Source organism: Rahnella woolbedingensis, from assembly GCF_003602095.1.
In the GTDB taxonomy this organism is placed as follows: domain Bacteria; phylum Pseudomonadota; class Gammaproteobacteria; order Enterobacterales; family Enterobacteriaceae; genus Rahnella; species Rahnella woolbedingensis.
On the sequence record NZ_RAHH01000026.1, the window covers coordinates 38,570 to 61,176 of the forward strand.

General features: G+C 53.9%; 21 protein-coding genes. 17 read left to right on the plus strand and 4 right to left on the minus strand.

Annotated features, from left to right (window positions below; translation table 11 throughout):
- Positions 1-20 precede the first annotated feature (20 nt).
- The 9 genes from D6C13_RS19520 (at position 21) to D6C13_RS19560 (ending at position 8,258) form a co-directional block, all read left to right on the plus strand.
- Entirely contained in the window at positions 21-923 is a 903-nt protein-coding gene (locus D6C13_RS19520) for a carbohydrate ABC transporter permease (RefSeq protein ID WP_120134331.1), read from the plus strand.
- The gene (locus D6C13_RS19525; RefSeq protein ID WP_120134332.1) at positions 920-1,759 is read left to right on the plus strand and encodes a carbohydrate ABC transporter permease; all 840 of its coding nucleotides are present in this window, start codon (positions 920-922) and stop codon (positions 1,757-1,759) included. Before D6C13_RS19520 ends, D6C13_RS19525 begins: the two co-directional genes overlap by 4 nt.
- Positions 1,760-1,785: 26 nt before the next feature.
- Positions 1,786-2,739, plus strand: coding sequence for a carbohydrate kinase family protein (locus D6C13_RS19530; RefSeq protein WP_120134333.1), 954 nt, complete (start codon positions 1,786-1,788; stop codon positions 2,737-2,739).
- The gene (locus tag D6C13_RS19535) at positions 2,740-3,828 is read left to right on the plus strand and encodes an ABC transporter ATP-binding protein (RefSeq protein ID WP_120134334.1); all 1,089 of its coding nucleotides are present in this window, start codon (positions 2,740-2,742) and stop codon (positions 3,826-3,828) included. It abuts the gene before it with no gap.
- A 110-nt stretch (positions 3,829-3,938) separates the two neighbouring features.
- Complete coding sequence (locus D6C13_RS19540; RefSeq protein WP_244212725.1) at positions 3,939-5,384, plus strand: MFS transporter; 1,446 nt, start codon at positions 3,939-3,941, stop codon at positions 5,382-5,384.
- A 47-nt stretch (positions 5,385-5,431) separates the two neighbouring features.
- Positions 5,432-6,487, plus strand: coding sequence for an aldo/keto reductase (locus D6C13_RS19545; RefSeq protein ID WP_120134336.1), 1,056 nt, complete (start codon positions 5,432-5,434; stop codon positions 6,485-6,487).
- 125 nt (positions 6,488-6,612) lie between these two features.
- The gene (gene ydfG / locus D6C13_RS19550; protein ID WP_120134337.1) at positions 6,613-7,362 is read left to right on the plus strand and encodes a bifunctional NADP-dependent 3-hydroxy acid dehydrogenase/3-hydroxypropionate dehydrogenase YdfG; all 750 of its coding nucleotides are present in this window, start codon (positions 6,613-6,615) and stop codon (positions 7,360-7,362) included.
- Positions 7,363-7,508: 146 nt separating this feature from the next.
- Complete coding sequence (locus tag D6C13_RS19555; RefSeq protein ID WP_208642914.1) at positions 7,509-7,829, plus strand: hypothetical protein; 321 nt, start codon at positions 7,509-7,511, stop codon at positions 7,827-7,829.
- A 51-nt stretch (positions 7,830-7,880) separates the two neighbouring features.
- Positions 7,881-8,258, plus strand: coding sequence for an HVO_A0114 family putative DNA-binding protein (locus D6C13_RS19560; protein WP_120134338.1), 378 nt, complete (start codon positions 7,881-7,883; stop codon positions 8,256-8,258).
- Between the two features lie 66 nt (positions 8,259-8,324).
- Here the strand turns inward: D6C13_RS19560 and D6C13_RS19565 are convergent, their stop codons facing one another.
- Complete coding sequence (locus D6C13_RS19565; RefSeq protein ID WP_120134339.1) at positions 8,325-9,620, minus strand: NCS2 family permease; 1,296 nt, start codon at positions 9,618-9,620, stop codon at positions 8,325-8,327.
- A 310-nt stretch (positions 9,621-9,930) separates the two neighbouring features.
- Here D6C13_RS19565 and D6C13_RS19570 point away from each other — a divergent pair, with 310 nt between their 5' ends.
- Positions 9,931-10,836: a LysR family transcriptional regulator gene (locus D6C13_RS19570; protein ID WP_120134340.1), complete on the plus strand. Its 906-nt coding sequence runs from the start codon at positions 9,931-9,933 to the stop codon at positions 10,834-10,836.
- A gap of 4 nt (positions 10,837-10,840) precedes the next feature.
- On the opposite strand, the gene D6C13_RS19575 is transcribed toward D6C13_RS19570, so the two are convergent.
- Positions 10,841-11,167 carry a YnfA family protein gene (locus D6C13_RS19575; protein WP_120134341.1) on the minus strand — a complete coding sequence of 109 codons (327 nt, stop codon included), beginning with the start codon at positions 11,165-11,167 and terminating at the stop codon, positions 10,841-10,843.
- Positions 11,168-11,301: 134 nt separating this feature from the next.
- On the opposite strand from D6C13_RS19575, the gene D6C13_RS19580 reads away from it, so the two are divergent.
- The 5 genes from D6C13_RS19580 (at position 11,302) to D6C13_RS19600 (ending at position 14,818) form a co-directional block, all read left to right on the plus strand.
- Positions 11,302-11,670, plus strand: a complete 369-nt coding sequence (locus D6C13_RS19580; RefSeq protein WP_120134342.1) for a DUF1283 family protein — start codon at positions 11,302-11,304, stop codon at positions 11,668-11,670.
- A gap of 116 nt (positions 11,671-11,786) precedes the next feature.
- A complete protein-coding gene (locus D6C13_RS19585) occupies positions 11,787-12,080 on the plus strand; it encodes a DUF1161 domain-containing protein (RefSeq protein ID WP_120134343.1) in 294 nt (97 codons plus the stop codon).
- 273 nt (positions 12,081-12,353) lie between these two features.
- Positions 12,354-13,451, plus strand: coding sequence for an LLM class flavin-dependent oxidoreductase (locus D6C13_RS19590; protein WP_120134344.1), 1,098 nt, complete (start codon positions 12,354-12,356; stop codon positions 13,449-13,451).
- A gap of 9 nt (positions 13,452-13,460) precedes the next feature.
- Positions 13,461-14,399, plus strand: coding sequence for an ABC transporter substrate-binding protein (locus tag D6C13_RS19595; protein ID WP_120134345.1), 939 nt, complete (start codon positions 13,461-13,463; stop codon positions 14,397-14,399).
- 191 nt (positions 14,400-14,590) lie between these two features.
- Positions 14,591-14,818: a hypothetical protein gene (locus tag D6C13_RS19600; RefSeq protein ID WP_015697366.1), complete on the plus strand. Its 228-nt coding sequence runs from the start codon at positions 14,591-14,593 to the stop codon at positions 14,816-14,818.
- Positions 14,819-14,919: 101 nt separating this feature from the next.
- On the opposite strand, the gene D6C13_RS19605 is transcribed toward D6C13_RS19600, so the two are convergent.
- Positions 14,920-16,089 carry a serine hydrolase gene (locus D6C13_RS19605; protein ID WP_120134346.1) on the minus strand — a complete coding sequence of 390 codons (1,170 nt, stop codon included), beginning with the start codon at positions 16,087-16,089 and terminating at the stop codon, positions 14,920-14,922.
- A 458-nt stretch (positions 16,090-16,547) separates the two neighbouring features.
- Between D6C13_RS19605 and D6C13_RS19610 the strand changes: the two genes are divergently transcribed.
- Complete coding sequence (locus D6C13_RS19610; protein WP_120134347.1) at positions 16,548-18,854, plus strand: FdhF/YdeP family oxidoreductase; 2,307 nt, start codon at positions 16,548-16,550, stop codon at positions 18,852-18,854.
- A gap of 149 nt (positions 18,855-19,003) precedes the next feature.
- Complete coding sequence (locus D6C13_RS19615) at positions 19,004-20,947, plus strand: exoribonuclease II (protein ID WP_120134348.1); 1,944 nt, start codon at positions 19,004-19,006, stop codon at positions 20,945-20,947.
- A 557-nt stretch (positions 20,948-21,504) separates the two neighbouring features.
- On the opposite strand, the gene cbl is transcribed toward D6C13_RS19615, so the two are convergent.
- Positions 21,505-22,458, minus strand: a complete 954-nt coding sequence (cbl, locus tag D6C13_RS19620) for an HTH-type transcriptional regulator Cbl (protein WP_120134349.1) — start codon at positions 22,456-22,458, stop codon at positions 21,505-21,507.
- Positions 22,459-22,607: the final 149 nt, after the last annotated feature.

A 22,607-nucleotide genomic window follows, 5' to 3' on the forward strand; every position in this document is an offset into this window, starting at 1 on the left:
GACGGGCTTGGGAAAACTGAATGCTGACTTTACCCCAACGCGAGCGCCGTCAGGCGTGGCTGCTTCTGGCACCCATGCTGCTGATGATGTTTTTGCTGACAGCCTGGCCGCTCGCCCGCACGCTGTGGCTCAGCTTTACCGATGCAGGTCTGATTGGTGATGGTTCTGCGCCCAACTGGGTGGGCAGCGATAATTTTATCTATGCCCTGACGGATCCTGATTTTCGCGCCGCTCTCTGGCGTACGCTCTATTTCACCGTGGTTTCCGTCATTATCGAAGGCTTTATCGGCGTGCTGGTTGCGCTGCTGCTCAACCAGCAATTTTGGGGACGCAGCGCCCTGCGTGTGCTGGTGATTTTACCCTGGGCACTGCCGACTATCGTCAACGCCACCATGTGGCGGCTGAACTTCAATCCGGATTACGGTAGCATCAACGCCCTGCTTTCTCAGCTCGGGCTGATTGATACCTACCGCAGCTGGCTGGGGGATCCGTCTTCTGCCATTAATGCGGTGATGTTTGCTGATATCTGGAAAAACTACCCGCTGATCACCCTGCTGGTACTGGCGGCGCTGCAAACCATTCCGGAGGATTTGTTCGAAGCGGCACGGCTTGATGGCGCATCGGCATTCCGGCGTTTTCACAAAATCACCTTGCCGGCCATTGCTGCACCGTTGGCCGTGGCCCTGATCCTGCGCACCATCGACGCGTTTAAAGTCTTCGACATCATTTACGTGATGACCCGCGGTGGCCCCCTCGACAGCACAAAAACCGTCAGTTTTTTTGTCTATCAGGAATCCTTCAGCTATCTGCGCGCAGGGAGCGGCGCGGCTTACGCCATTCTCATGACGCTGATTTGTGCCCTGCTTATTCTGGTTTATATGGTGATGTTATTGCGCCAGCGTCGTTCAGGGAGCGCCGAATGAAACAAAAAATCCGGCTCGTTTTACGCTATTTCGCCGCACTGGTTCTGGCGGTTTCGATTCTGGCACCGCTGTTATGGATGTTCCTGATGAGCGTCAGCTCAGCGGAAGATCTGACCCGCATTCCGCTCGAGTGGTTGCCGCGTCACTGGGATTTCAGCCGTTACGCCAGCCTGCTGACGTTGCAGGCCGGTCAGCCCGGCGCACTGTTTTTGCACGCACTCGGCAACAGCCTGCTGGTGGCTTGTGGTGCGACGGTGATTTCACTGTTGCTGGCCATTCCGGCTGCCTACAGTTTTTCCCGCTATCCCGGCCGCGACGGCTGGCTGTTTGGCAGTCTGGCCATTTACATGGTGCCGCCGGTGGCTTTCGTTCTGCCGCTGTACTTCATTCTGGAAAAACTGACCCTGCTGAACACGCATATCGGGCTGATTCTGGTGTATTGCTCGATGATTTTGCCGTTCCTGACCTGGATGCTGAAAAACCAGTTCGATGCGCTGCCGGTGGATATCGAACAGGCTTCGCGACTCGACGGGCTGCGTTACTGGCAGGTATTGCTGCGCATCACATTGCCGCTGGCAAAACCGGCGCTTGGCGCTTCCGCGATGTTCGGCTGGTTGCTGGCCTGGGATGAGTTTTTCTACGCATTGCTGTTTACCAACAATATCAACGCCCAGACGCTGCCGGTGACTATCGCCGGTTTCACCGCCGGGCGCGCCACCGATGACGGGCTGATTGCCGCCGTCGGCATTCTGGCGGCTATTCCGCCGCTCTTTATTGCGCTCTGGCTGCAAAAAACGCTGGTCAGCGGGTTAACCGCCGGCGGCAGCAAGGGCTGATTATGAACATCAGGGAAACCTCATCAATGACAACCCGACCGGAAACCCGCGCCACGCTGTACGTGGTGGGTAATATCAACGTGGATTTGATCATGAGTACGCTGCATGAATGGCCGAAAAAAGGCACTGAAGCGATGCTCGAAAGCAGCTCACTGCGCCCCGGTGGCTCTGCCGGAAACTGCGCGCTGGCGCTTTCCGCGCTTAAATCACCCTTTCGGCTGGTGGCCAATCAGGGCAACGACCAGTTCAGCGACTGGCTGGCGGGCATGTTCCCGGAAAGCGCAGCGCTGTGGCCGACCTGCGATTACGAAACCTCGCTGACCTTCGGCGTAACGCATCCCGATCACGAGCGGACGTTTTTCAGCAATCAGGGGCACATCGTTCGTTTATCCATGCAGGACGTGCTGGCGCAAATCCCTGAAACGGCGCAATCCGGCGACTGGGTATTACTGTGCGGCACCTGGCTGTGTACCGCGCTTTATGTGCAATACCCGCAACTGCTGGCTGCGCTGAAACAGCGGGGTTATCAGGTGGCTATCGACAGCGGCTGGCCGCCGCAAGACTGGAGCGATGAACTGCGTCAGCAGGCGGCAAACTGGCTGCCTTTCTGCGATGCGCTGTTGCTCAATGAAGTGGAAACACTCGGGCTGGCTAACGCAGAAACGCTGGATTCTGCCGCGATGAGTTTGCTCGGACAAATGGCGGAGAATGCCTTTTGCGTGGCGAAATGCGGCCCGGATGGCGCGCGTCTCTGGGCGAAAAACCTGACGCTGCAACAAAACGCCGAACCGGTGGATATCGTGGATACCATCGGTGCCGGGGACAGTTTTAATGCCGGATTTTTATCCGCGCTGATTTATGGCCTGCCGCCTGCCACGGCGCTGCAGTGGGGAGTGCGCGTCGCCGGTTGTGCGATCAGCAGTTCCCCGCGCCGTTATCCTGACTGGCAATCGCTTTTTGGCCTTGTGGAGAAAATCTGAATGGCTCTGGTAGAACTGGTAAAAGTCGCCAAACATTATGGCAAAGTGCAGGTGCTGAAACCGCTGGATCTGACCATCCCTGACGGCAGTTTCACCGTGCTGGTGGGGCCTTCGGGCTGCGGTAAATCGACCCTGCTGCGTTTGCTGGCCGGGCTGGAGTCGCTGTCTGATGGCGATATCCTGCTCGACAAACAGCAGATCAATAATTTCGACCCTGCCGATCGTGATATCGCGATGGTGTTTCAGAGCTACGCGTTGTACCCGCACCTGACGGTCGCCGAAAACATGGCGTTCCACATGCAGGTTAAAAAAGTGCCGAAAGCCGAACAACAGGCGAAAGTGCAACAGGCCGCAAAAGTGCTGGGGATTGATCATTTGCTGAAACGCCTGCCGAAAGATTTGTCCGGCGGTCAGCGTCAGCGTGTGGCGATGGGCCGTGCGCTGGTGCGTAATCCGAAAGTGTTTCTGTTCGATGAACCGCTTTCCAACCTCGATGCCCAGCTGCGTATGGAATTGCGGGCAGAAATCAAATCCCTGCATCAGCAGTTTCGCACCACTACGGTGTACGTGACGCACGATCAGGTCGAGGCGATGACGCTGGCAGATAACATCGTGGTGATGAAAGACGGGTTTATCGTGCAACAGGGTGATCCGCTGTCGATTTACGATAAACCGGTCAATACCTTTGTGGCGCGGTTTATCGGCTCGCCGCCCATGAATCTGCTCAGCGGCGTTTTCCAGAATATTGACGGTCAGCCGGGCGTGACCTGCAATCAGTTGTGGTTCGCTCTGCCGGAAAAATGGGCGCTACAGGCGCGTCACGCAGAAGGACAGCCGGTGACACTCGGCCTGCGCCCGCACGATATCAGACCGGTGGCACACAGCACACAACCGGCAGCCACATTGCGCTTGCTGGAAGTCACCGGCGAAAGCAGCCTGCTGCACATCGACTGGAGCGGTTTCCCGCTGCATGTCCAGTTCGCCGGACGCGCCCATGTCGGCGCCGATCAGCCGCTGTATCTGGAAGCCAACAGCGAAGCGATTCATCTGTTCGATTCACAAACGGGGGAAAGGCTGGCTGAAGTTTAGTTTCCCCGCCTTTAATCTCCCCCTCTCCGGGGGAGATGCTAAACCATTGACGCCTCCCTCCAATGCGCTATGCTCAGACTTTGCCTGTTTCATTAGCGCGCTTACCTTCTATGAGCTTCTTCTCAAACAAAAAATTCTCTCTTCCACCGGGTTCCGCGTTACCGCTGCTGGTCGCCGGGGCTTTCTTTATGGAAAACCTCGACGCCACGGTGATTGTCACGGCGCTGCCGCAGATGGCAAAAGATTTCGGCGTGCATCCGGTGGATATGAATATCGGTGTTTCGGCCTATATTCTGACGCTCACCGTATTTATTCCTGCCAGCGGATGGATTGCTAACCGATTTGGTACGCGCAATGTGTTCTCGCTGGCGCTGGTTCTCTTCACTCTCGCTTCGGTGCTGTGTTCCGCCAGCGTCAGTCTCGGCACTTTTACCGCTGCGCGCATGTTGCAGGGTTTTGCCGGTGCGCTGATGGTGCCGGTCGGGCGTTTAGTGGTGCTTAAAAACACTCAAAAATCGGACTTGATCCGGGCCATCGCCACCATTACCTGGCCGGGACTGGTGGCGCCAATCCTCGGGCCGCCGCTTGGTGGTTTCATTACCACTTATGCCTCCTGGCACTGGATTTTTATCCTCAACGTCCCGCTGGGCATTGTCGCGCTGTTATTTGCCCGAAGGCTTATTCCGCAGATCCCTGGCGAAAAAGGGGTGCCATTTGATATCACCGGTTTTGTGCTGACCGGTGCGGCCTGTCTCGGGCTGATTTTCGGGCTGGATATGTTCAATCAGGGCAATATCGACTGGAAACCCGTCTCAATGGTCAGCGCCGCGCTGATCCTCGGTGCGCTGGCTGTCTGGCATTCGAAACGTGCCGCCTGTCCGTTGCTGCCGCTAGTGGCGATGAAAATAAAAAGTTACGCGGTCACTATTTATGGTGGTTCACTGTTTCGTATAGCCATCGGCGCCCTGCCGTTTTTGCTGCCGCTGATGTTCCAGCTGGGCTATGGCATGAGTGCATTTGACGCAGGTCTGCTGGTGCTGTCGGTCTTTGCCGGAAATCTGGCGATGAAGCCGTTTACCTCGGCAATTTTGCACCGCTACCGCTTTAAGTCGATTATGCTGGCGAACGGTCTGATCAATTCCGCAACTATTTTTGCCTGTGCGTTACTCACGCCAGAAGTGCCAACGGCGCTGACGCTTCTGCTGTTATTCGCCAGTGGCATGAGCCGTTCAATGCAGTTTACTGCGCTGAATACGCTGGCATTCTCGCAGGTTCCCGCCGAACAGATGGCGGGGGCGAATACGCTTTTTAACACCGCACAGCAGCTTTCCACCGGCCTGGGGATCGCCATTGGCGCGCTCTCCCTGCGCATTGCCGGACATTTTTTACCGGCCAGCGACACACTTCAGACTGATGTTTTTCATATTGCATTCATCATCATTGGTCTGTTTTCGCTGGCAGGTACGCTCGACAGCCTGACGCTCGATAAAACCGCAGGCGATGAAATACGACGTAAAAAAGAATCTGTAACCCGACCGGCTGTGCCGGAAAAATAAAGGCGCGGTCAGACTGAAATCACGTTTCCGAAAAATGGAGAAATACCATGGAATACCGCTTGTTAGGCCATTCTGGTCTGAAAGTTTCAGTTCTCAGCCTGGGCACCATGACGTTTGGTGGTCAGGGGAAATTCGCTAAAACCGGACAAACTGACGTCAGTGCCGCAGAGCGCCAGATTGGCTTATGTCTCGACGCCGGAATTAATCTGTTCGATACCGCCGACGTTTATTCCGGTGGTGAGTCCGAAGTTATTCTGGGCAAGGCGCTGGGCAGTAAACGCCACGATGTGCTGGTCGCCAGTAAAGCCCGCTTCCCCATGGGTGAAGGTCCGAATGATCGAGGTTCATCCCGCCACCACATTCTGCGTGCCTGTGAAGCCAGCCTGAAACGACTGAACACCGATTATCTGGATTTGTACCAGTTGCATGAATGGGACGGTCTGACGCCGCTCGAAGAGACTCTGCGCGCGCTGGATGACCTGGTTTCCAGCGGTAAAGTGCGTTATGTCGGTGTCTCGAATTTTTCCGCCTGGCATATCATGAAAACGCTGGGCGTGTCGCAGGCCAACCATTATATCCGCCCGGTTAGTCAGCAAATCCATTACACCTTACAGGCACGTGAAGCGGAATATGAATTGCTGCCGGTGGCGCAAGATCAGGGGCTTGGCGTGCTGGTGTGGAGTCCGCTGGCTGGCGGTCTGCTTTCCGGTAAATATCGCCGTAATCAGGCGGCGCCGGAAGGCACGCGTCATCTGGCTGAATGGGGCGAACCGCCGGTGCGCGATGAAAGCGCATTGTACGATGTGGTCGACGTGCTGGTGGAAATCGCCGAAGCCCGTGGGGTATCGGCGGCGCAGATTGCGCTGGCGTGGCTGATTGCGCGTCCGCAGGTGACCTCAGTGATTGTCGGTGCACGTAACGACGCACAGTTGCAGGACAATCTTCTCGCCGCTGATTTAAAACTCAATAACGAAGAAATTGAAAGACTTAATAAAGTCAGCCAGTTACCTTTGTTGTACCCTTACTGGCATCAGGCGCAGACCGCCCCTGACCGTCTTTCTGCCGCAGATTTATCGCTGATCGCGCCTTATCTGAAGAAGTAATCGCAACAAAATGATACGCACTGAGACCGGTTGATCATGCCGGTCTCGTTATTTTTGTGTTAATACTTACAGAGTTTCTTTTGTGCGCCCTGTGCGCACCTTGCTAAAAACAGAGGAATACCGGGATGATTATTTTTGTAACCGGCGCTACCGCCGGATTTGGTGCAGAAATCGCACGTAGATTTGTTAAAGAAGGCCATAAAGTGATTGCATCCGGCCGCCGCAAAGAGCGTCTTGATGACCTGAAAGCCGAGCTGGGAGAGGCGCTTTACCCTGTCGAACTGGACGTCACTAATCGTGCTTCCATTCAGGATGCTCTCGACAGCCTGCCTGCTGACTGGCGCAACATCGACGTGCTGGTCAATAACGCGGGTCTTGCGCTCGGCATGGAAAAAGCCGACAAAGCGTCGCTGGAAGACTGGGACAAGATGATCGACACCAACACCAAAGGTCTGGTGTACATGACCCGCGCGGTACTGCCGGGCATGGTCGGGCGTAATACCGGTCACGTGATCAATATCGGTTCAACCGCAGGCAACTGGCCTTATGCCGGTGGTAATGTCTACGGCGCAACCAAGGCGTTCGTTCGTCAGTTCAGCCTGAATCTGCGCACCGACCTGCACGGCACCCACGTACGTGTGACCAATATCGAACCGGGCTTGTGCGGCGGAACAGAGTTCTCTAACGTGCGTTTCAAAGGCGACGATGAGAAAGTCAGCAAAACCTACGACAATACTAACCCGCTCACCGCGACCGACGTCGCCGAATCCGTATTCTGGGTGTCAACCCTGCCTGAGCACGTCAACATCAACAGTATCGAGATGATGCCAGTCAGTCAGTCTCTGGCCGGTTTGCAGGTGCATCGCGAAGCGTGATATTGCTTCCTGATTTACAAGAAAAGCAGCTTCGGCTGCTTTTTTTATTGGTGTAATTTGACCAGAAACGGCAATTTATCTCCGGAATGTGCTGGTTGTATTTCGCGCAAAGGGTTGTGATCACCTCACAACACATGGATTGTAAGATGGATGCTGATGATGAGAAAGGACTCGAACATTTACTTGAATTAGATGGCTGGGTTAATTACACCGAATCAGGTTACTGGTGGAATATAGAGGCACGGCGCGTTCCGAGAACGGCCACTGTACCGCAGGGTATTCGCTACAATCTGACCTTACATGATCATCACGATCAGCGGATTTATGGCATGGATAACAGTCATGCCGTTATTTCCGGGAAACGCGGCGTTTTTAACGGCAGAACAGTCACCTACGATCATTACCATCAGGGTTGTCGGCCACAAGGGCAAACCCTATATTTTTACATCGCCCTTCCAGCTACTTAACGATTTCTGGAAGGCAACGGATTCAATCATCAGGGACGTAAAGAGGCCATAATGAAAGCACGGATAGGCGTAATGCCCGAAACAATGGTGCGCCAGCGCATGCTGGCAATACTCAACGGCAGCTACAAACCGGCGGCCAATGAACCCAAGATTTGGTACAACTCACTGGCGTCTCTCGCCCAGATCCTCAGTCTGGAAAATATTGCGCTGCTGAGTCTGATGCACGAGCAAAAACCAGAAACCGTTACGGAACTGGCCGCACTGGCTGGACGTCACAAAAGTAATTTATCCAAAACGCTGAAAACTCTGGAAAATCGCGGGTTTGTGAAAATGGAAATTTTTGGTGCTAAAAAACGCCCTGTCGCTCTTTTCACCGAATTTGATATTCGCGTTGAGAACTACCCCTCTGCGGGAAAATCCGCAACCTGAAATCAGGCGTCCGGCCCAAAAAAAAACGCGACTCAGTGGTCGCGCCTTTCTCAAAGACTTTGCCAATTACGCGCTCAGCCAGCCCAGTTTAATCACGAACAGAATAGACAGCACAACCAGCGCCGCATTCAGCTCACGCGCACGACCGGTTAGCAATTTGGCCAGCGTCCAGGTAATGAAACCGAATGCAATGCCGTTTGCGATGGAGTATGTGAACGGCATGGTCAGCGCAGTGACGGTCACCGGCGCAGCAACGGTAATGTCTTTCCAGTCGATTTCTGCCAGACCAGAAGTCATCAGCACGGCGATAAACAGCAGAGCCGGAGCGGTCGCAAATGCCGGAACACTGCCCGCCAGCGGAGCGAAGAACAGGCTCAGCAGGAACAGGATAGCCACCACAATCGCCGTCAGACCGGTACGACCACCGGCACTCACGCCCGCAGCAGATTCGATATAACTGGTAGTTGTTGACGTCCCCAGCAGCGAACCGAACAACGCAGCGGCGCTGTCAGCCACCAGCGCACGGCCCATTTTCGGGATATTGCCGTCTTCATCCGCCAGCCCTGCACGCTTGGTCACGCCAATCAGGGTACCGGAGTTGTCGAACACATCCACGAACAGGAACGCGAATACCACGCTAATCAGCGAAACGTTGAATGCGCCTTTGATGTCGAGTTGCATGAAGGTCGGCGCAATTGAAGGTGGCATAGACATCACGCCGCCAAACGGCGAATAGCCCAGAGCAATAGCCAGAACGGTCACGGCCAGAACGCCGATCAGTACCGCACCGGTAATTTTACGCGCTTCCAGCACCACAATCAGAATAAAGCCCAGCATGGCGAACAACGGACCAGGCTTGGTCAGGTCGCCCAGACCTACCAGCGTAGCCGGGTTAGCCACGACGATACCGGCGTTTTCCAGCGCAATCAGCGCCAGGAACAAACCAATACCCGCCGCAATTGCCGAACGCAGCGGCAGCGGAATACTGCGGATAATCCATTCGCGGATTTTAAAGATGGATAACGCAAAGAAAATACAGGCCGAGAGGAAAACCGCACCCAGCGCTATCTGCCAGGTGTAACCCATATGCAGGACAACCGTATAGGTGAAGAAAGCGTTTAAACCCATGCCCGGCGCCAGTGCGATCGGGTAGTTGGCGATAAAGCCCATCAGTGCGGAACCGATTGCGGCAGCAAGACAAGTTGCCACAAATACAGAGCCTTTATCCATCCCCGTCGCGCCCAAAATAGACGGGTTAACAAACAGAATATAAGCCATTGCTAAAAATGTAGTCAGTCCTGCCACAATCTCAGTCCGCACGTTAGTACGGTGAGCTTTTAACTTAAATAGTTTTTCTAACATGAGAAGGTATCTCTTGGTCGCATGATCACGCTGAGTCTGGTTTTCAAACATGCACGCTTGTTATTAGTGTTGTTTTTCAAAACACGATCATGCGCCAGCGGTGCAAATGCCACCGTTCGCCCCGCTTTCTATCACTGATAGCGGCACACGAGCTAAAACGTGTTTTGACGAACCCTGTCATTTACCCGTTTTGACTGCAAAACAACCTGAGGTGATTGTTTTACAAAGGGGTATCGCACAATCTAGGAAAATTGAGTGATGCAGTCCATAATAGATATCTCACTTATTCACTGCATAAATTAGTACACCCATGTCACCATTCTCCCGTTTCTCGCAATATTTTACAGAAGTCGCCCGGACAGGAAGTTTGCGCAAAGCGGCGGAAGTGCTGCATGTCTCCGCCTCCGCCATTAACCGGCAGATATTACAGGCCGAACAAACGCTGGAAACCCCGCTGTTCGAACGTCTGCCCACCGGGCTGAAGCTGACCTCCGCTGGCGAAATTCTGTTCGATGATATCCGCCGCTGGCGAAAAGAATTTTCCCGCACCAGAGAACGGTTCGATGAAATACAGGGATTACGACGCGGGCATGTGACGATTTCTATGATCGCAGCCCTCAGCGAGGGCATGGTGGCGGAACTGATTGCGGAAGTGGGCGCGGAACATCCCTATCTGACATTTGATATCCGCATCGAAGACAGCCGCAATATCAGCGAACAGGTCAGTTCGGCAGAAGTGGATTTCGGGCTGTTGCTGGATCCGGTTGAGCATACCGGTCTCGAAGTGCGGGCATTTGCGGAATTACCCATCGGCATCGCCATGCCGGTCGGACACGAACTTTCACAGCAGGAGTCGCTGTCTTTCAGCGATATTGCCTCCTACCGGCAAATTATTCCCTCCGAACCGCTGATGGTGAATGCCCGCGCTAAAATGCTGTATAACCGCTATCAGCTGCTGGAAACGCCATCGATCGTCTGCAATGACGTGCGCATGATGCGGGAACTCATCCGCAAAGGTGCCGGTGTTGGCGTGCTGAGCCTGCTGGATGTTTTGCCCGATTTACAGGAAAAGCGGCTGGCATTTGTGCCGCTACAGGGACGAAAGGCCAAACCGCTGACGCTGGCACTGTGTGTAGCACCCCGCCGCCAGCTTTCCCGCGCGGCACAAATTGTGATTCAGAAAGTCATTGTGCTGATGGAAAGATTGTCACAGTAATCGTTTATGACGCTTTCCAGCCTGAAATAATAATCAGCATTCCCGCCAGTGCGACGCACGTGCCCAGCCAGTCGGTGGGGCTGAGTTTCACGCCATCGACCAACCGCAGCCATAACATCGCGGTCATCACATACACTCCGCCGTAAGCCGCGTATACCCTGCCGCTCGCCGCCGGATGCAGGGTCAGCAACCAGACAAAAGCCGCCAGACTGAGCGCCGCCGGAAGCAGCAGTAAAATACTCCCTCCTTTACGCAGCCAGAGATAAGGCAAAAAGCAGCCGACGATTTCCGCCAGCGCGGTGGCAAAGAACAGTAAAGACGTTTTGAGCATAGTTGAGCCAGGTTTACAGTGCGGACTTCAATAAGATATCAACCAGTTTACAGGCAAAGGGTGACGTCATTGTGCGGGATGTTATAATTTAATGATTCGCCAGTGCGATGTGTATATCTAAAAAGGATTAGCTAATGAATACAACGTTTATAACCCGACTGACGCGCGCCATGCTGCCTGTTGCTTTACTGGCCATGACTGCCGGGTGGCAGGTACCTGTGCAGGCTGCCACCAACTGTGCGGGCGGAACCTGTGTCTTTGGCGGTACCGGCAATGACGCCATGTCCAACGAAGAAGCCCGCCAGAGTAAAGAGCAGTGGAATGAAACTCAGCGTCTGCGTGCCTTGCAGAACCAGCGCAACGAGAAAGATTTTTCCAAATACGACAACTCGGTTGATCTGCGCGATAAGTGCGAAGCCAGCCAGAACATCAATGCGTACTGGGAACCGAACACCGAACGTTGTCTTGACCGCCGCACAGGCCGCCAGCTGATGGCGCCGTAACGCATTCCTTCCACGCATTTCCTTTTCTGTGGCCGTCAATGTGACGCCACAGCATCTCTGCTAAACTTGTTCTTTGATAATGATTAAAACGCTGCTTCTCATAAAAGGAATGAATGATGAAAAAGACACTCTTAGCCGGACTCGCTGTTGTAATGCTGGCACCGCTCATGGCACAGGCATCCTGTGAAAGCGTTAAAGCGGATATTACTCAGAAAATCGTAGCTAACGGCTTACCTGAATCCGGATTCAAACTTGATATCGTGCCAAACGATCAGGCGGATCAGAGCGGCGGTCAGGTCGTCGGCCATTGCGGCAATGACAGCCAGAAAATTGTTTATACCAAAACTGCAGATGCGGGAGACAGTTCGGCTGCCAGCCCGAAAACCGGCACCAGTCAGGACTCGCAGTAACGGCGATCGCCTCAATTATCCCGCTGTCACGTAATACACCACTCCCTCCCTGAGTTCGGGGGAGGGTTCATCTCTGATATCCCCGCTTTAAACCGACGCTGGTCCATCACCCGCCCGTTTAGCCCTTTCTTATGTCTCACACAATGTAATGCACATTTTTCATATTAGCTTATGAAGATAATGAATTTCTCACATAGTAAGTTGCCGTTTAAGGTAAACACTCCTGCCAGCGCAGATTGTCATTCGCTGGCCTCACCCGAGGAGTGACAGCTTATGAGCGTGCAATTTATTGGAATGATCGGCCATCGTCTGGCTTCTGAAATCATCCCGCCGACCGGTCCGGTTTTCGATAAAAAATACATCGCCGATTTCGCCAAAGCCCATGAAGATGCCGGTTTCGACCGCATTCTGGTGGCGTATGCCTCCGATCAGCCCGACGCATTTCTGGTCACTGCGCACGCCGGTGCCAGCACCTCACGTATTCATTTTTTGCTGGCACACCGTCCGGGGTTTGTCGCGCCGACGCTGGCCGCCCGCAAACTCGCCACGCTGGATCACCTGCTGGAAGGCCGCGTTGCCGTGCATATCATCAGCGGCGGCAGCGATGCCGAACAACGTCGTGACGGCGATTTCGAGCCGAAATCCGTTCGCTATCAGCGCACGGACGAATACATCGATGTGCTGAAACAGAGCTGGTATTCAGAAACCGGCTTTGATCATCAGGGCGAGTTTTATCAGGCTGAAAACGCCTTCTCCGCCATTAAGCCTTACCAGAAAAAACTGCCGGTCTTTTTCGGCGGTTCCTCTGATGACGCCATTCGCGTTGCCGGTAAACAGGCCGATGTGTTCGCGCTGTGGGGCGAGCCGCTGGAAAGCGCTGCACAAACGGTCGCGGCCGTGAAAGCGTCTGCGGCACAGCATCAGCGGGAGATCGGTTTCAGCATTTCCTTCCGCCCTATTCTTGGTAAAACCGAAGAAGAAGCCTGGGCCAAAGCCGATGAAATTCTCGCGAAGGCCACTGCCCAGCAGGCCGAAAAAGGTCAGGCGCTGGCAGCTAAACCGCAAAGTGTCGGCGCACAGCGTTTACTGCAGGCCGTGGCGCAAGGCGACCGTCTGGATTCCTGCCTGTGGACCGGCATTGCCGGGCTGATTGGTGGCGGTTCCAACTCGACCGCGCTGGTCGGTACGCCGGAACAGGTCTCCGATGCCCTGCTGAAATATTACGATCTGGGCATTACCACTTTCCTGATCCGTGGTTTTGATCCGCTCAATGACGCCGTCGAGTACGGCAAAACTCTGATCCCGCTGACGAAGCAGAAAATTGCTGCGCGTCAGGCACAAAATAAAACCGCCGCAACCACGCTGGTATAAGGAACCCTGATGCAAGTGAATGTAAAAAAACTTCTGCTGCTGGTATCGCTGATTAGCGGCGCGTTTGCGGTCAATGCTGAACAAATCACCCTGCGCGTAGCCGATCAGAAAGGCAATATGCGGGCGCAGCTGGAAGCGGCAAATAAACTTGATAATTTGCCGTACAAAATTGAGTGGTCAGAATTCCCTGCCGCCGCCCCGCTGGCGGAAGCGCTGAATGCGCAGGCGGTGGACGTCGGTATTATCGGCGATGCCCCGCTGCTGTTTGCCGAAGCCGCGGGCGCACAGGTGAAAGCCATTGCCGTGGATAAATCCGATGCTTATGGCACGGCGTTACTGGTGAAAGCGGACAGCCCTGTCAAAAGCGCGGCGGATTTAAAAGGCAAAAGTATTGCCACCAACCGCGGCTCCATCGGTCATTTCGTGGCGCTGAAAGCACTGGCGTCTGCGGGGCTGACGGCGAAAGACGTGACTTTCCGTTTCCTGCCGCCGAGCGACGCTAAACTGGCGCTGACGCAGGGGTCTGTGGACGTCTGGGCAACATGGGAACCGTATACCGCATTCGCCGAAACGCAGGATCATCTGCGCGTTGTGGTGAATGGCCGCGGGTTGTGGTCGGGTAACAGCTTCCTGGCGGCAACAGACACCGCGCTGAAAGATAAAGCCAAACGTGAGGCAATTGCCGACTACCTGCAACGTCTGAGCGACTCGCAGGTCTGGGCCTATAAGAATCTGGATGCCTACAGCGAGAAACTGGCGAAAATCATCGGCTTCCCGCTGGACGCCGCAAAACTCGGGTTCGAGCGTCGCAAATCCTACTGGCAAACGATTGATGCCGCGACAGAAACACAGCAACAGCAAACCGCTGATTTCTATCATGCACAGGGGTTATTGCCTGTCGCACTGAATGTCAGCGGCACGTTTGACCACTCGTTTCTGCTGAAATAACCGCTTCAAAATGACGGCACCGGCAATCAGCGGGTGCCGGTTCACCTCGCTATTTCTGCTGCCCGCCGTTCATTACGCCAATTATCCTGACTTAACGTGCTGATAATGTGAACTATCACCCTGTAACTGAAAGACGGACGTGGTTAATAGAAGACGTCGCCCGAAATCAGGCTTAGCTAACAGGATGCAGCATGGAAAATTACGCCAACAAAAGCGGTGATTCACAGGTTGTCAGCTTCCAGATTGATGCCAATTCGATCAAAGTCCGTTTCAAGAACAATCACGTTTATCTTTACGACATCCGCCACCCCGGCCCTGAACATCTTGAGAAGATGAAGGAACTCGCCCGTGCCGGATGGGGATTAAATACCTATATAGAAAGCGAAGTGAAAACGGATTTTTCTTCGAAGGTATTCTGAAATCTTGCAGACTCGCCGGGCGGATGTGAGCCGTTCGCCCGGCGTTTATGAATACCGCCGGGGAATTCAATCAGGCGATACTGGATTTTCTGACCGGGAATTTAGATTTTCAGTTTCACGTAGTCAATCGCACGGCTGATGATCCCGCCTTCTGCAACATCTTCCAGAGCCACCAGCGGCACGGTTTTGATGACTTTGCCGTTATCCACGATGTTGATGCTGCCGAGCTCCTGGCCTTTTTTCAGCGGCGCGTCAATCTGCGGATTGGTCAGCACATACTGCGCTTTCAGTTTATCGGCGTCCGCCTGCGGTACGCTGATAAACACATCGCTCAGCGAACCGACTTTCACCTGAGGATTAGCACCAAACCAGACGTGCTCGTCCGATACGGTCTGACCCGCTTTGAAAATCTGCTTGCTGGTGTATTCGCGGAAACCCCAGGTCAGCAGTTTACGCGCCTGTTCTTCGCGCCCTTTTGAGCTTTTTCCGCCCATAACGACAGCGATAAGACGACGGTCACCCTGCGTTGCAGAAGCAATAATGTTGAAACCGGCGCTTTCGGTATGGCCGGTTTTCAGACCATCGACTTGCAGATTTTTATCCCACAGCAGGCCGTTACGGTTTTGCTGAGTGATGTTGTCGTACGTCAGCGATTTTTCCGCATACATACGATATTCCTCAGGTTCACCGCCGATAATGGCGCGGGACAGCTTCGCAAGGTCGTAAGACGTGGTGTACTGACCCGGTGCATCCAGACCATGTACGGTTTCGAAATGGGTGTTAGTCAGGCCGAGGCTGGTGACGTACTGGTTCATCATGCCGACGAAAGAATCCTGACTGCCCGCGACATAATCGGCCATCGCCACACAGGCGTCGTTACCGGAAGTAATGATGATGCCGCGGATCAAATCACGCACGCTCACACGATCACCCGGTTTGAGGAACATCAGCGAAGAACCTTCCAGGCTCTTGTTACCGGCGACCCAGGCTTCCTGAGGTACGGTAACGACATCATTCATGGTGATTTTATTATGATCCAGTGCGCGGTCAATGACATAACCTGTCATCAGTTTGGTCAGACTGGCCGGATTGCGACGGTCGTCCGGGTTACCGGCGGCCAGCACATCACCACTGGCATAATCCATCAGCACAAAAGAAGCCGCATCAATGCTCGGCGGGACAACAGGGAAATCCAGTGGCGCGATAGCTTTCGCACTGCCTGCGGAGAACATCAATACACAAGATAAGACACTAATTACACTACGTTTCACTGAATCTTCCTTAAACGCGCTATAGAGCAGGGTTCTGAACTGAACCGGACTCTATACAAAAAACCTATGGATTAAAAATCTGCGGCATAGGTTGCACTAAAACCGTTCGCAGAAAAACCCTTAGTCTTTTGCTAAGCATTTCATAATGAAACGATACTGTTACAACTTGTGTTAATTTCAGCCGAAAACCACATTCCGCGAAGCCATTAGCTTTTATTATCACAACCCGCTGTTTTCAAAATGATTGGCGTCGCGTTCCCGCCCCTGATTTTTCGGCGCTATTGGCGTTATTCCCCGATATTTATCTGCGATAGATGAAATCTATCACACCATCATGGCATTCGATTAGACGGGAACGTATACCCCTCCTAAACTTGTGACATAAAATTAACAATTTGGTTAACAATTCATCGTTCCGGTTGTTTAAGATCTGACAAAATCACCTGCGAAGCATAACTATGAAATTCAAAACTGAGATCAAACCTTACCACGGCGCAGCCGGCGGCTGGGGTGCACTGGAATCCACCACCCGTTTCGTCTTCGACAGTAAAAAAGTTCTGTCTAATCTGCGTAACCTGATGCGTGTTAACAAAGGTCGCGGATTTGACTGCCCGGGCTGCGCCTGGGGTGATGATAATCACAGCACTTTCAGTTTCTGCGAAAACGGCGCGAAAGCCGTCAGTTGGGAAGCCACCCGTAAAGCCGTCGAGCCGGAATTTTTTGCACAACACAGCGTCAGTAAATTGCGCGCACAGAGCGATTACTTTCTGGAATATCAGGGTCGCCTGACTCATCCGATGCGTTACAACCGCGAAACTGACCATTATGAACCGGTGAGCTGGGACGCGGCCTTCGCGCTGATCGCCAGCCATCTGAAAGGTCTGGAAAGCCCGGATCAGGCAGATTTCTACACCTCCGGTCGCGCCAGTAATGAAGCCTCCTACTTGTATCAGGTCTTTGGCCGTATGTTCGGCACCAACAACTTCCCTGACTGTTCGAACATGTGTCACGAAGCCAGCGGTGTCGGCCTGAAACAAAGTATCGGTGTCGGTAAAGGCACCATCCGTCTGGATGATTTTGAAAAAGCGGATGCTATTTTCGTCTTCGGCCAGAATCCGGGCACCAACCACCCGCGTATGCTGCACAGCCTGCGCCATGCGTCTGACCGTGGCGCAAAAGTGGTCAGCTTTAACACCCTGCGTGAACGGGGTCTGGAACGTTTCGCCGATCCGCAAAAGCCGCTGGAAGTCGTCACCCCGAAAGCCGGTCGTATCAGTTCGGCGTATTATCAACCGAATCTTGGCGGCGATATGGCTGCCGTGCGCGGCATCGTGAAAGCGCTGTTGCAGACTCACCGTGAGCGTATCGCTTCCGGCCAGCCTTCCCTGTTTGATGATGACTTTATTGCTGCAAACTCTGCTGGCGTCGATGAATATCTGGCCGTTGTGGATGCCACCAGCTGGGAAAAAATCACTGAACAATCCGGTCTGAACGAACAGGATCTGCGTGAAGCGGCGTCTATTTATATGAATGCCGAACGCGTGATTTGTACCTGGGCGATGGGCGTGACACAGCATAAACACTCCGTGCCGACCGTGCGTGAAATCACTAACCTGCAACTGCTGTTCGGTCAGCTCGGTAAACCGGGCGCCGGTCTGTGTCCGGTTCGTGGTCACAGTAACGTGCAGGGTAACCGCACTATGGGTATCGATGAAAAAGCGCCTAAAGCCTTGCTCGATGCCATGGAAAGCCACTTCAAATTCACGCCACCTCGCGTACCGGGTCATAATACCGTTGAAGCGCTGGAAGCAATGCTGCGTAAAGAAGCCAAAGTTCTGATCTGCCTCGGCGGTAATCTGGCGGCGGCAGCACCGGATACTCCGCGTACCGAACAGGCGCTGAGCAATCTCGAATTGTCCGTGCAAATCAGCACCAAACTCAACCGCTCTCACCTGACACCGGGGACAGAAGCGCTGATCCTGCCTACACTGGGTCGTACCGAGCTGGATATGCAGGCGACCGGTTCGCAGTTCATCACCGTTGAAGACTCCTTCAGCATGGTGCATGCGTCCGAAGGCGTCGGTATTCCTTTATCGAAAGAACAGCGTTCTGAAACCGCAATTGTCTGTGGTATAGCTAATGCCGTTCTGGGCGACAAATACCTCGACTGGATGGCGCTGGCTGACGATTACAATCTGATCCGCGACCACATCGAAGCCACTATTCCGGGCTTTAAAGATTTCAATGCACGCTGCGATATCAAAGGCGGCTTCTATCTGGGCAATGCGGCTGCGGAGCTCAATTTCAACACCCTCAGCGGCAAAGCCAATTTCAGCGCTGCCCCGCTGCCGGAAGTGCTGATCCCGATGGGCGACCAGAATGCGCCGTTCACCCTGCAAACTTTACGCTCACACGACCAGTACAACACCACCATTTACGGCCTTGATGACCGTTATCGTGGGGTTTACGGCCAGCGTGAAGTGCTGTTTATTCACCCGCAGGATCTGGCTGATTTAGGCCTGAAAGACGGCGAGCTGGTGGAAATTGAAACGCTGTGGAATGACGGCATCGAGCGTAAAGTCAGCGGTTTCAAACTGGTCAGTTACGACATTCCGCGCGGTAATCTGGCGGCTTATTATCCGGAAACCAATCCGCTGGTACCGATGTCCAGTTTTGGCGACCAGACCCACACTCCTACCTCCAAAGCCGTGCCGGTCACTATCCGTCGCTGCGAGCAAAAAGTCGACCTGCAACGTATCGCATAAGTCAGACTTGCGTAACATCGCGCAAATGTCCCCTTTAGCTTCAGGGTTATGAGGCGAAAGGGGCAGATGCTGCTTGCCCGAAGGGAGCAGATCGCGTAAAACTGTCTGCCGCTAATCGAGCCACATTAACCCCCAATTCCCTGGACGATATGTTTCAAGATAACCCGCTGCTCGCGCAGCTAAAACAGCAACTTCACTCTCAGACTCCACGTGTTGAAGGCATCGTGAAAGGCACTGAGAAAGGCTTTGGCTTTCTTGAAGTAGACGGTCAAAAAAGCTATTTCATTCCGCCTCCGTACATGAAAAAAGTCATGCACGGGGACCGCGTCATCGCCTCCCTGCAAACTGAGAAAGAGCGTGAAATCGTCCAGCCGGAAACTCTGGTTGAACCGTTCCTCAGCCGTTTTGTAGGGCGCGTAACCAGGAAAGATGACCGTCTTTCCATCGTTCCTGACCATCCTTTATTACGTGATTCCATTCAGTGCCGCGTTGCCCGCAATATCAATCATGAAGTGAGCGACGGCGACTGGTGTGTGGCTGAAATGCGTCGCCATCCGCTCAAAGAAGGTGATCACAGCTTCCAGGCTGAAATCACCGAATGGATCACCACCGGCACCGACGATCTCGCACCGTGGTGGGTGACGCTGGCACGTCATAATCTCGAACGTGAAGCGCCAAAATCTGATATCGCTGAACTGCGCGATGAAGGCCTGACCCGCGAAGACTTGACTGCCCTGCCATTTGTCACTATCGACAGCGGCAGTACGCAGGACATGGATGACGCGCTGTTTGTGAAAGACAACGGTGACGGCACCCTGCAAATGACCATCGCGATCGCTGACCCGACGGCGTACGTCGCCGAAGGCAGCGACCTCGACAACACGGCAAAAAAACGCGCATTCACCAACTATTTGCCGGGCTTTAATATCCCGATGCTGCCGCGCGAATTGTCCGACGACATCTGTTCCCTGTGGCCAGACGTCAGCCGTCCGGTTCTGGCGTGTTCCGTCACGCTGGGCACCGATGGCGCACTGGGCAGCGACATTCGTTTCTTCGCCGCGACCATTGAATCCAAAGCCAAGCTGGCCTACGACGATGTGTCTGACTGGCTTGAAGCGGATGAGAAAAGTGAATGGCAGCCTGCCAGCGATGTGATCGCCGATCAAATTCGTCTGCTGAAACGCGTCTGTGACGTGCGCAGTGCATGGCGTACCGAACACGCGCTGGTGTTTAAAGATCGTCCTGATTACCGCTTCGTGCTGGGTGAGAAAGGCAACGTGCTGGAAATCGTCGCTGAACATCGTCGTATCGCTAACCGCATCGTGGAAGAATCTATGATCGCCGCCAACGTCTGTGCCGCTATCGCCCTGCGCGACAGCCTGGGTTTCGGCGTATACAACGTGCATACCGGTTTTGATCCGCTGCTGGTTGAAAACGCGGTCACCGTGTTGCAGGCCAATGACGTTGAAGCCAATGCTGAAGAACTGCTGACCCTGCCTGGTTTCTGCGCGCTGCGCCGTAAACTGGATGCGTTGCCAACACAGTTCCTCGACAGCCGTATCCGTCGTTTCCAGACTTTCGCAGAGATCAGCACCACTCCGGGGCCGCACTACGGTCTGGGTCTGGAAGCTTACGCCACCTGGACATCCCCAATCCGTAAATACGGCGACATGGTGAACCACCGTCTGCTGAAAGCGATGATCCTTCAGCAGTCTGCTGAGAAACCTCAGGACGAGATGACTGTTCAGCTGGCAGAACGCCGTCGTGCTAACCGCATGGCCGAGCGCGATGTCGGTGACTGGTTGTATGCCCGTTATCTGGAAGATAAAGTCGGCGCTGACGTTAAGTTCAGCGCTGAAATCATCGATGTCACCCGCGGTGGTCTGCGTGTCCGTCTGCAAGATATCGGCGCCGTAGCGTTCATCCCAGCTCCGTTCCTGCACAGCGTGCGCGACGAACTGGTGTGCAGCGCAGATACCGGTACCGTGCTGATCAAAGGCGAAGTGGCCTACCGTCAGAGCGATGTTATTGATGTGAACATCGCGGAAGTGCGCATGGAAAATCGCAATGTAATTGCAAAACCAGCAGTCTAGGTTTCGCTTTTAGCGAAGGTAAAAAACCGGTCTTATGACCGGTTTTTTTATTTCGGAAATATGCTCACTTGCCGTGAAGGCTTGAAAATTAGATCGGAAAATTTCGGTTTCTCAATTGCAGCTACCACAGCGACAGGCTGGAAATCTTGCCGCTGCGCGGTTCCTTCATTTCACGATTGCAGCCTTTGGTCTGCAACCTCTCATTCAGCAAGTTTTCTGAAACGCCCGCACGATCTTAAATTCATCGGCAGACTGTTTTTCATCTTTTAAAAAGGTTGATTGGCGTGCTCAAAAATGGCACCGAATGAATGGTTCGAGACCTATGGCTCGAAACCTGAAATTCGGGGATCGCGCAGCGATGACATTTTGCGCCACTCACTGATGCAACAGGACATGTCCCTTTTGCCCGCGATAGCGCGCAGTTAAAAAAGCGCGGAGACCAGAGGCCCGTGCGTTACCGGGTCTCTGGTCGGTGTGGGCCGACGCCCACGATGTTGACCTTAAGGCCAGTTTGGGTGGCACCCCAAGGTGTTGACCTTACCCCAGGGGTTTGCCCCTCAGATCTGGTAGTCAATTACCGGCTCTCCGCCCGTCGCAAACACCTTCTCTTTAATCTCATTAACCGACAGTCCCGGATTACATAATTCGATAAACCGCCAAACGTAGTTACGTTGCAACTGTGATTTTTTCAGCCCCAGCCAGACGGTGTTGGCTTCGAACAGATGCTCGGCGTTGATCAGTTGCAGGCCGGTATCACGCTCAGCTTCGAACGCTTTATCCGCGAGTATCCCCACGCCCAGTCCTAACTCGACATAGGTTTTAATCACATCGGAATCCTGTGCGCTGAGCACGATATCAGGGGTCAGCGCGGCGCGGTTAAAGGCTTCATCGAGGCGTGAGCGGCCGGTGATCCCCTGACGATAAGTGATTAACGGCAGTTCACTCAGATGCTGCAAAGTCACCGGATGCTGCAACGTCAGCGGATGGCCTTGCGGAACGACTATCGCATGGTGCCAGCGGTAATACGGAAACGCCGCCACAGCCGGGTCATTCATCAGTTTTTCACTGGCGATCGCCACATCCGCCTGCCCGCTCAGCAGCATTGCGAGAACTTCCTGCGGCGAGCCCTGATGTAATTCCAGACGTACGCCGGGATAAATCGCCCGGAATGCTTTGATGACTTTCGGCAGGCTGTAACGCGCCTGCGTATGTGTGGTGGCGATGGTCAGAACGCCGGCGTCCTCTTTCGAGAAAACATCAGCCAGACGGCGGATATTCTGCGCTTCGTTGAGGATCCTTTCGGCGACAGCCAGCAACTCTTTACCGGGCTCTGTCAGCCCCAGCAAACGCTTACCACGACGGATGAATATCTCAACGCCCAGCTCATCTTCCAGCTCGCGAATATGGCGGCTGACCCCTGACTGTGAAGTGAATAACATGTTCGAGACTTCAGTCAGGTTGTAATTGCATCGCGCTGATTCCCGTATAATTTTGAGTTGTTGAAAGTTCACCGCTGTCTGCCCCTTGCTTGCCAAAACCCTATTGTTACGATCTGTTGCTATGCCAGACAAATAAGAAAAAGCAGTGTCTTATGCTTTTTCCGACTAACGGCGCGTTAAGGTCCACAAAGAAACGCCGTCAGGCGGCGTTTATATCAGCG

Coding starts and splice junctions, on each gene's coding strand:
- D6C13_RS19520 (WP_120134331.1), top strand. CDS start 21: ATGCTGACTTTACCCCAACGCGAGCGCCGTCAGGCGTGGCTGCTTCTG.
- D6C13_RS19525 (WP_120134332.1), top strand. CDS start 920: ATGAAACAAAAAATCCGGCTCGTTTTACGCTATTTCGCCGCACTGGTT.
- D6C13_RS19530 (WP_120134333.1), top strand. CDS start 1,786: ATGACAACCCGACCGGAAACCCGCGCCACGCTGTACGTGGTGGGTAAT.
- D6C13_RS19535 (WP_120134334.1), top strand. CDS start 2,740: ATGGCTCTGGTAGAACTGGTAAAAGTCGCCAAACATTATGGCAAAGTG.
- D6C13_RS19540 (WP_244212725.1), top strand. CDS start 3,939: ATGAGCTTCTTCTCAAACAAAAAATTCTCTCTTCCACCGGGTTCCGCG.
- D6C13_RS19545 (WP_120134336.1), top strand. CDS start 5,432: ATGGAATACCGCTTGTTAGGCCATTCTGGTCTGAAAGTTTCAGTTCTC.
- ydfG (WP_120134337.1), top strand. CDS start 6,613: ATGATTATTTTTGTAACCGGCGCTACCGCCGGATTTGGTGCAGAAATC.
- D6C13_RS19555 (WP_208642914.1), top strand. CDS start 7,509: ATGGATGCTGATGATGAGAAAGGACTCGAACATTTACTTGAATTAGAT.
- D6C13_RS19560 (WP_120134338.1), top strand. CDS start 7,881: ATGAAAGCACGGATAGGCGTAATGCCCGAAACAATGGTGCGCCAGCGC.
- D6C13_RS19565 (WP_120134339.1), bottom strand. CDS start 9,620: ATGTTAGAAAAACTATTTAAGTTAAAAGCTCACCGTACTAACGTGCGG.
- D6C13_RS19570 (WP_120134340.1), top strand. CDS start 9,931: ATGTCACCATTCTCCCGTTTCTCGCAATATTTTACAGAAGTCGCCCGG.
- D6C13_RS19575 (WP_120134341.1), bottom strand. CDS start 11,167: ATGCTCAAAACGTCTTTACTGTTCTTTGCCACCGCGCTGGCGGAAATC.
- D6C13_RS19580 (WP_120134342.1), top strand. CDS start 11,302: ATGAATACAACGTTTATAACCCGACTGACGCGCGCCATGCTGCCTGTT.
- D6C13_RS19585 (WP_120134343.1), top strand. CDS start 11,787: ATGAAAAAGACACTCTTAGCCGGACTCGCTGTTGTAATGCTGGCACCG.
- D6C13_RS19590 (WP_120134344.1), top strand. CDS start 12,354: ATGAGCGTGCAATTTATTGGAATGATCGGCCATCGTCTGGCTTCTGAA.
- D6C13_RS19595 (WP_120134345.1), top strand. CDS start 13,461: ATGCAAGTGAATGTAAAAAAACTTCTGCTGCTGGTATCGCTGATTAGC.
- D6C13_RS19600 (WP_015697366.1), top strand. CDS start 14,591: ATGGAAAATTACGCCAACAAAAGCGGTGATTCACAGGTTGTCAGCTTC.
- D6C13_RS19610 (WP_120134347.1), top strand. CDS start 16,548: ATGAAATTCAAAACTGAGATCAAACCTTACCACGGCGCAGCCGGCGGC.
- D6C13_RS19615 (WP_120134348.1), top strand. CDS start 19,004: ATGTTTCAAGATAACCCGCTGCTCGCGCAGCTAAAACAGCAACTTCAC.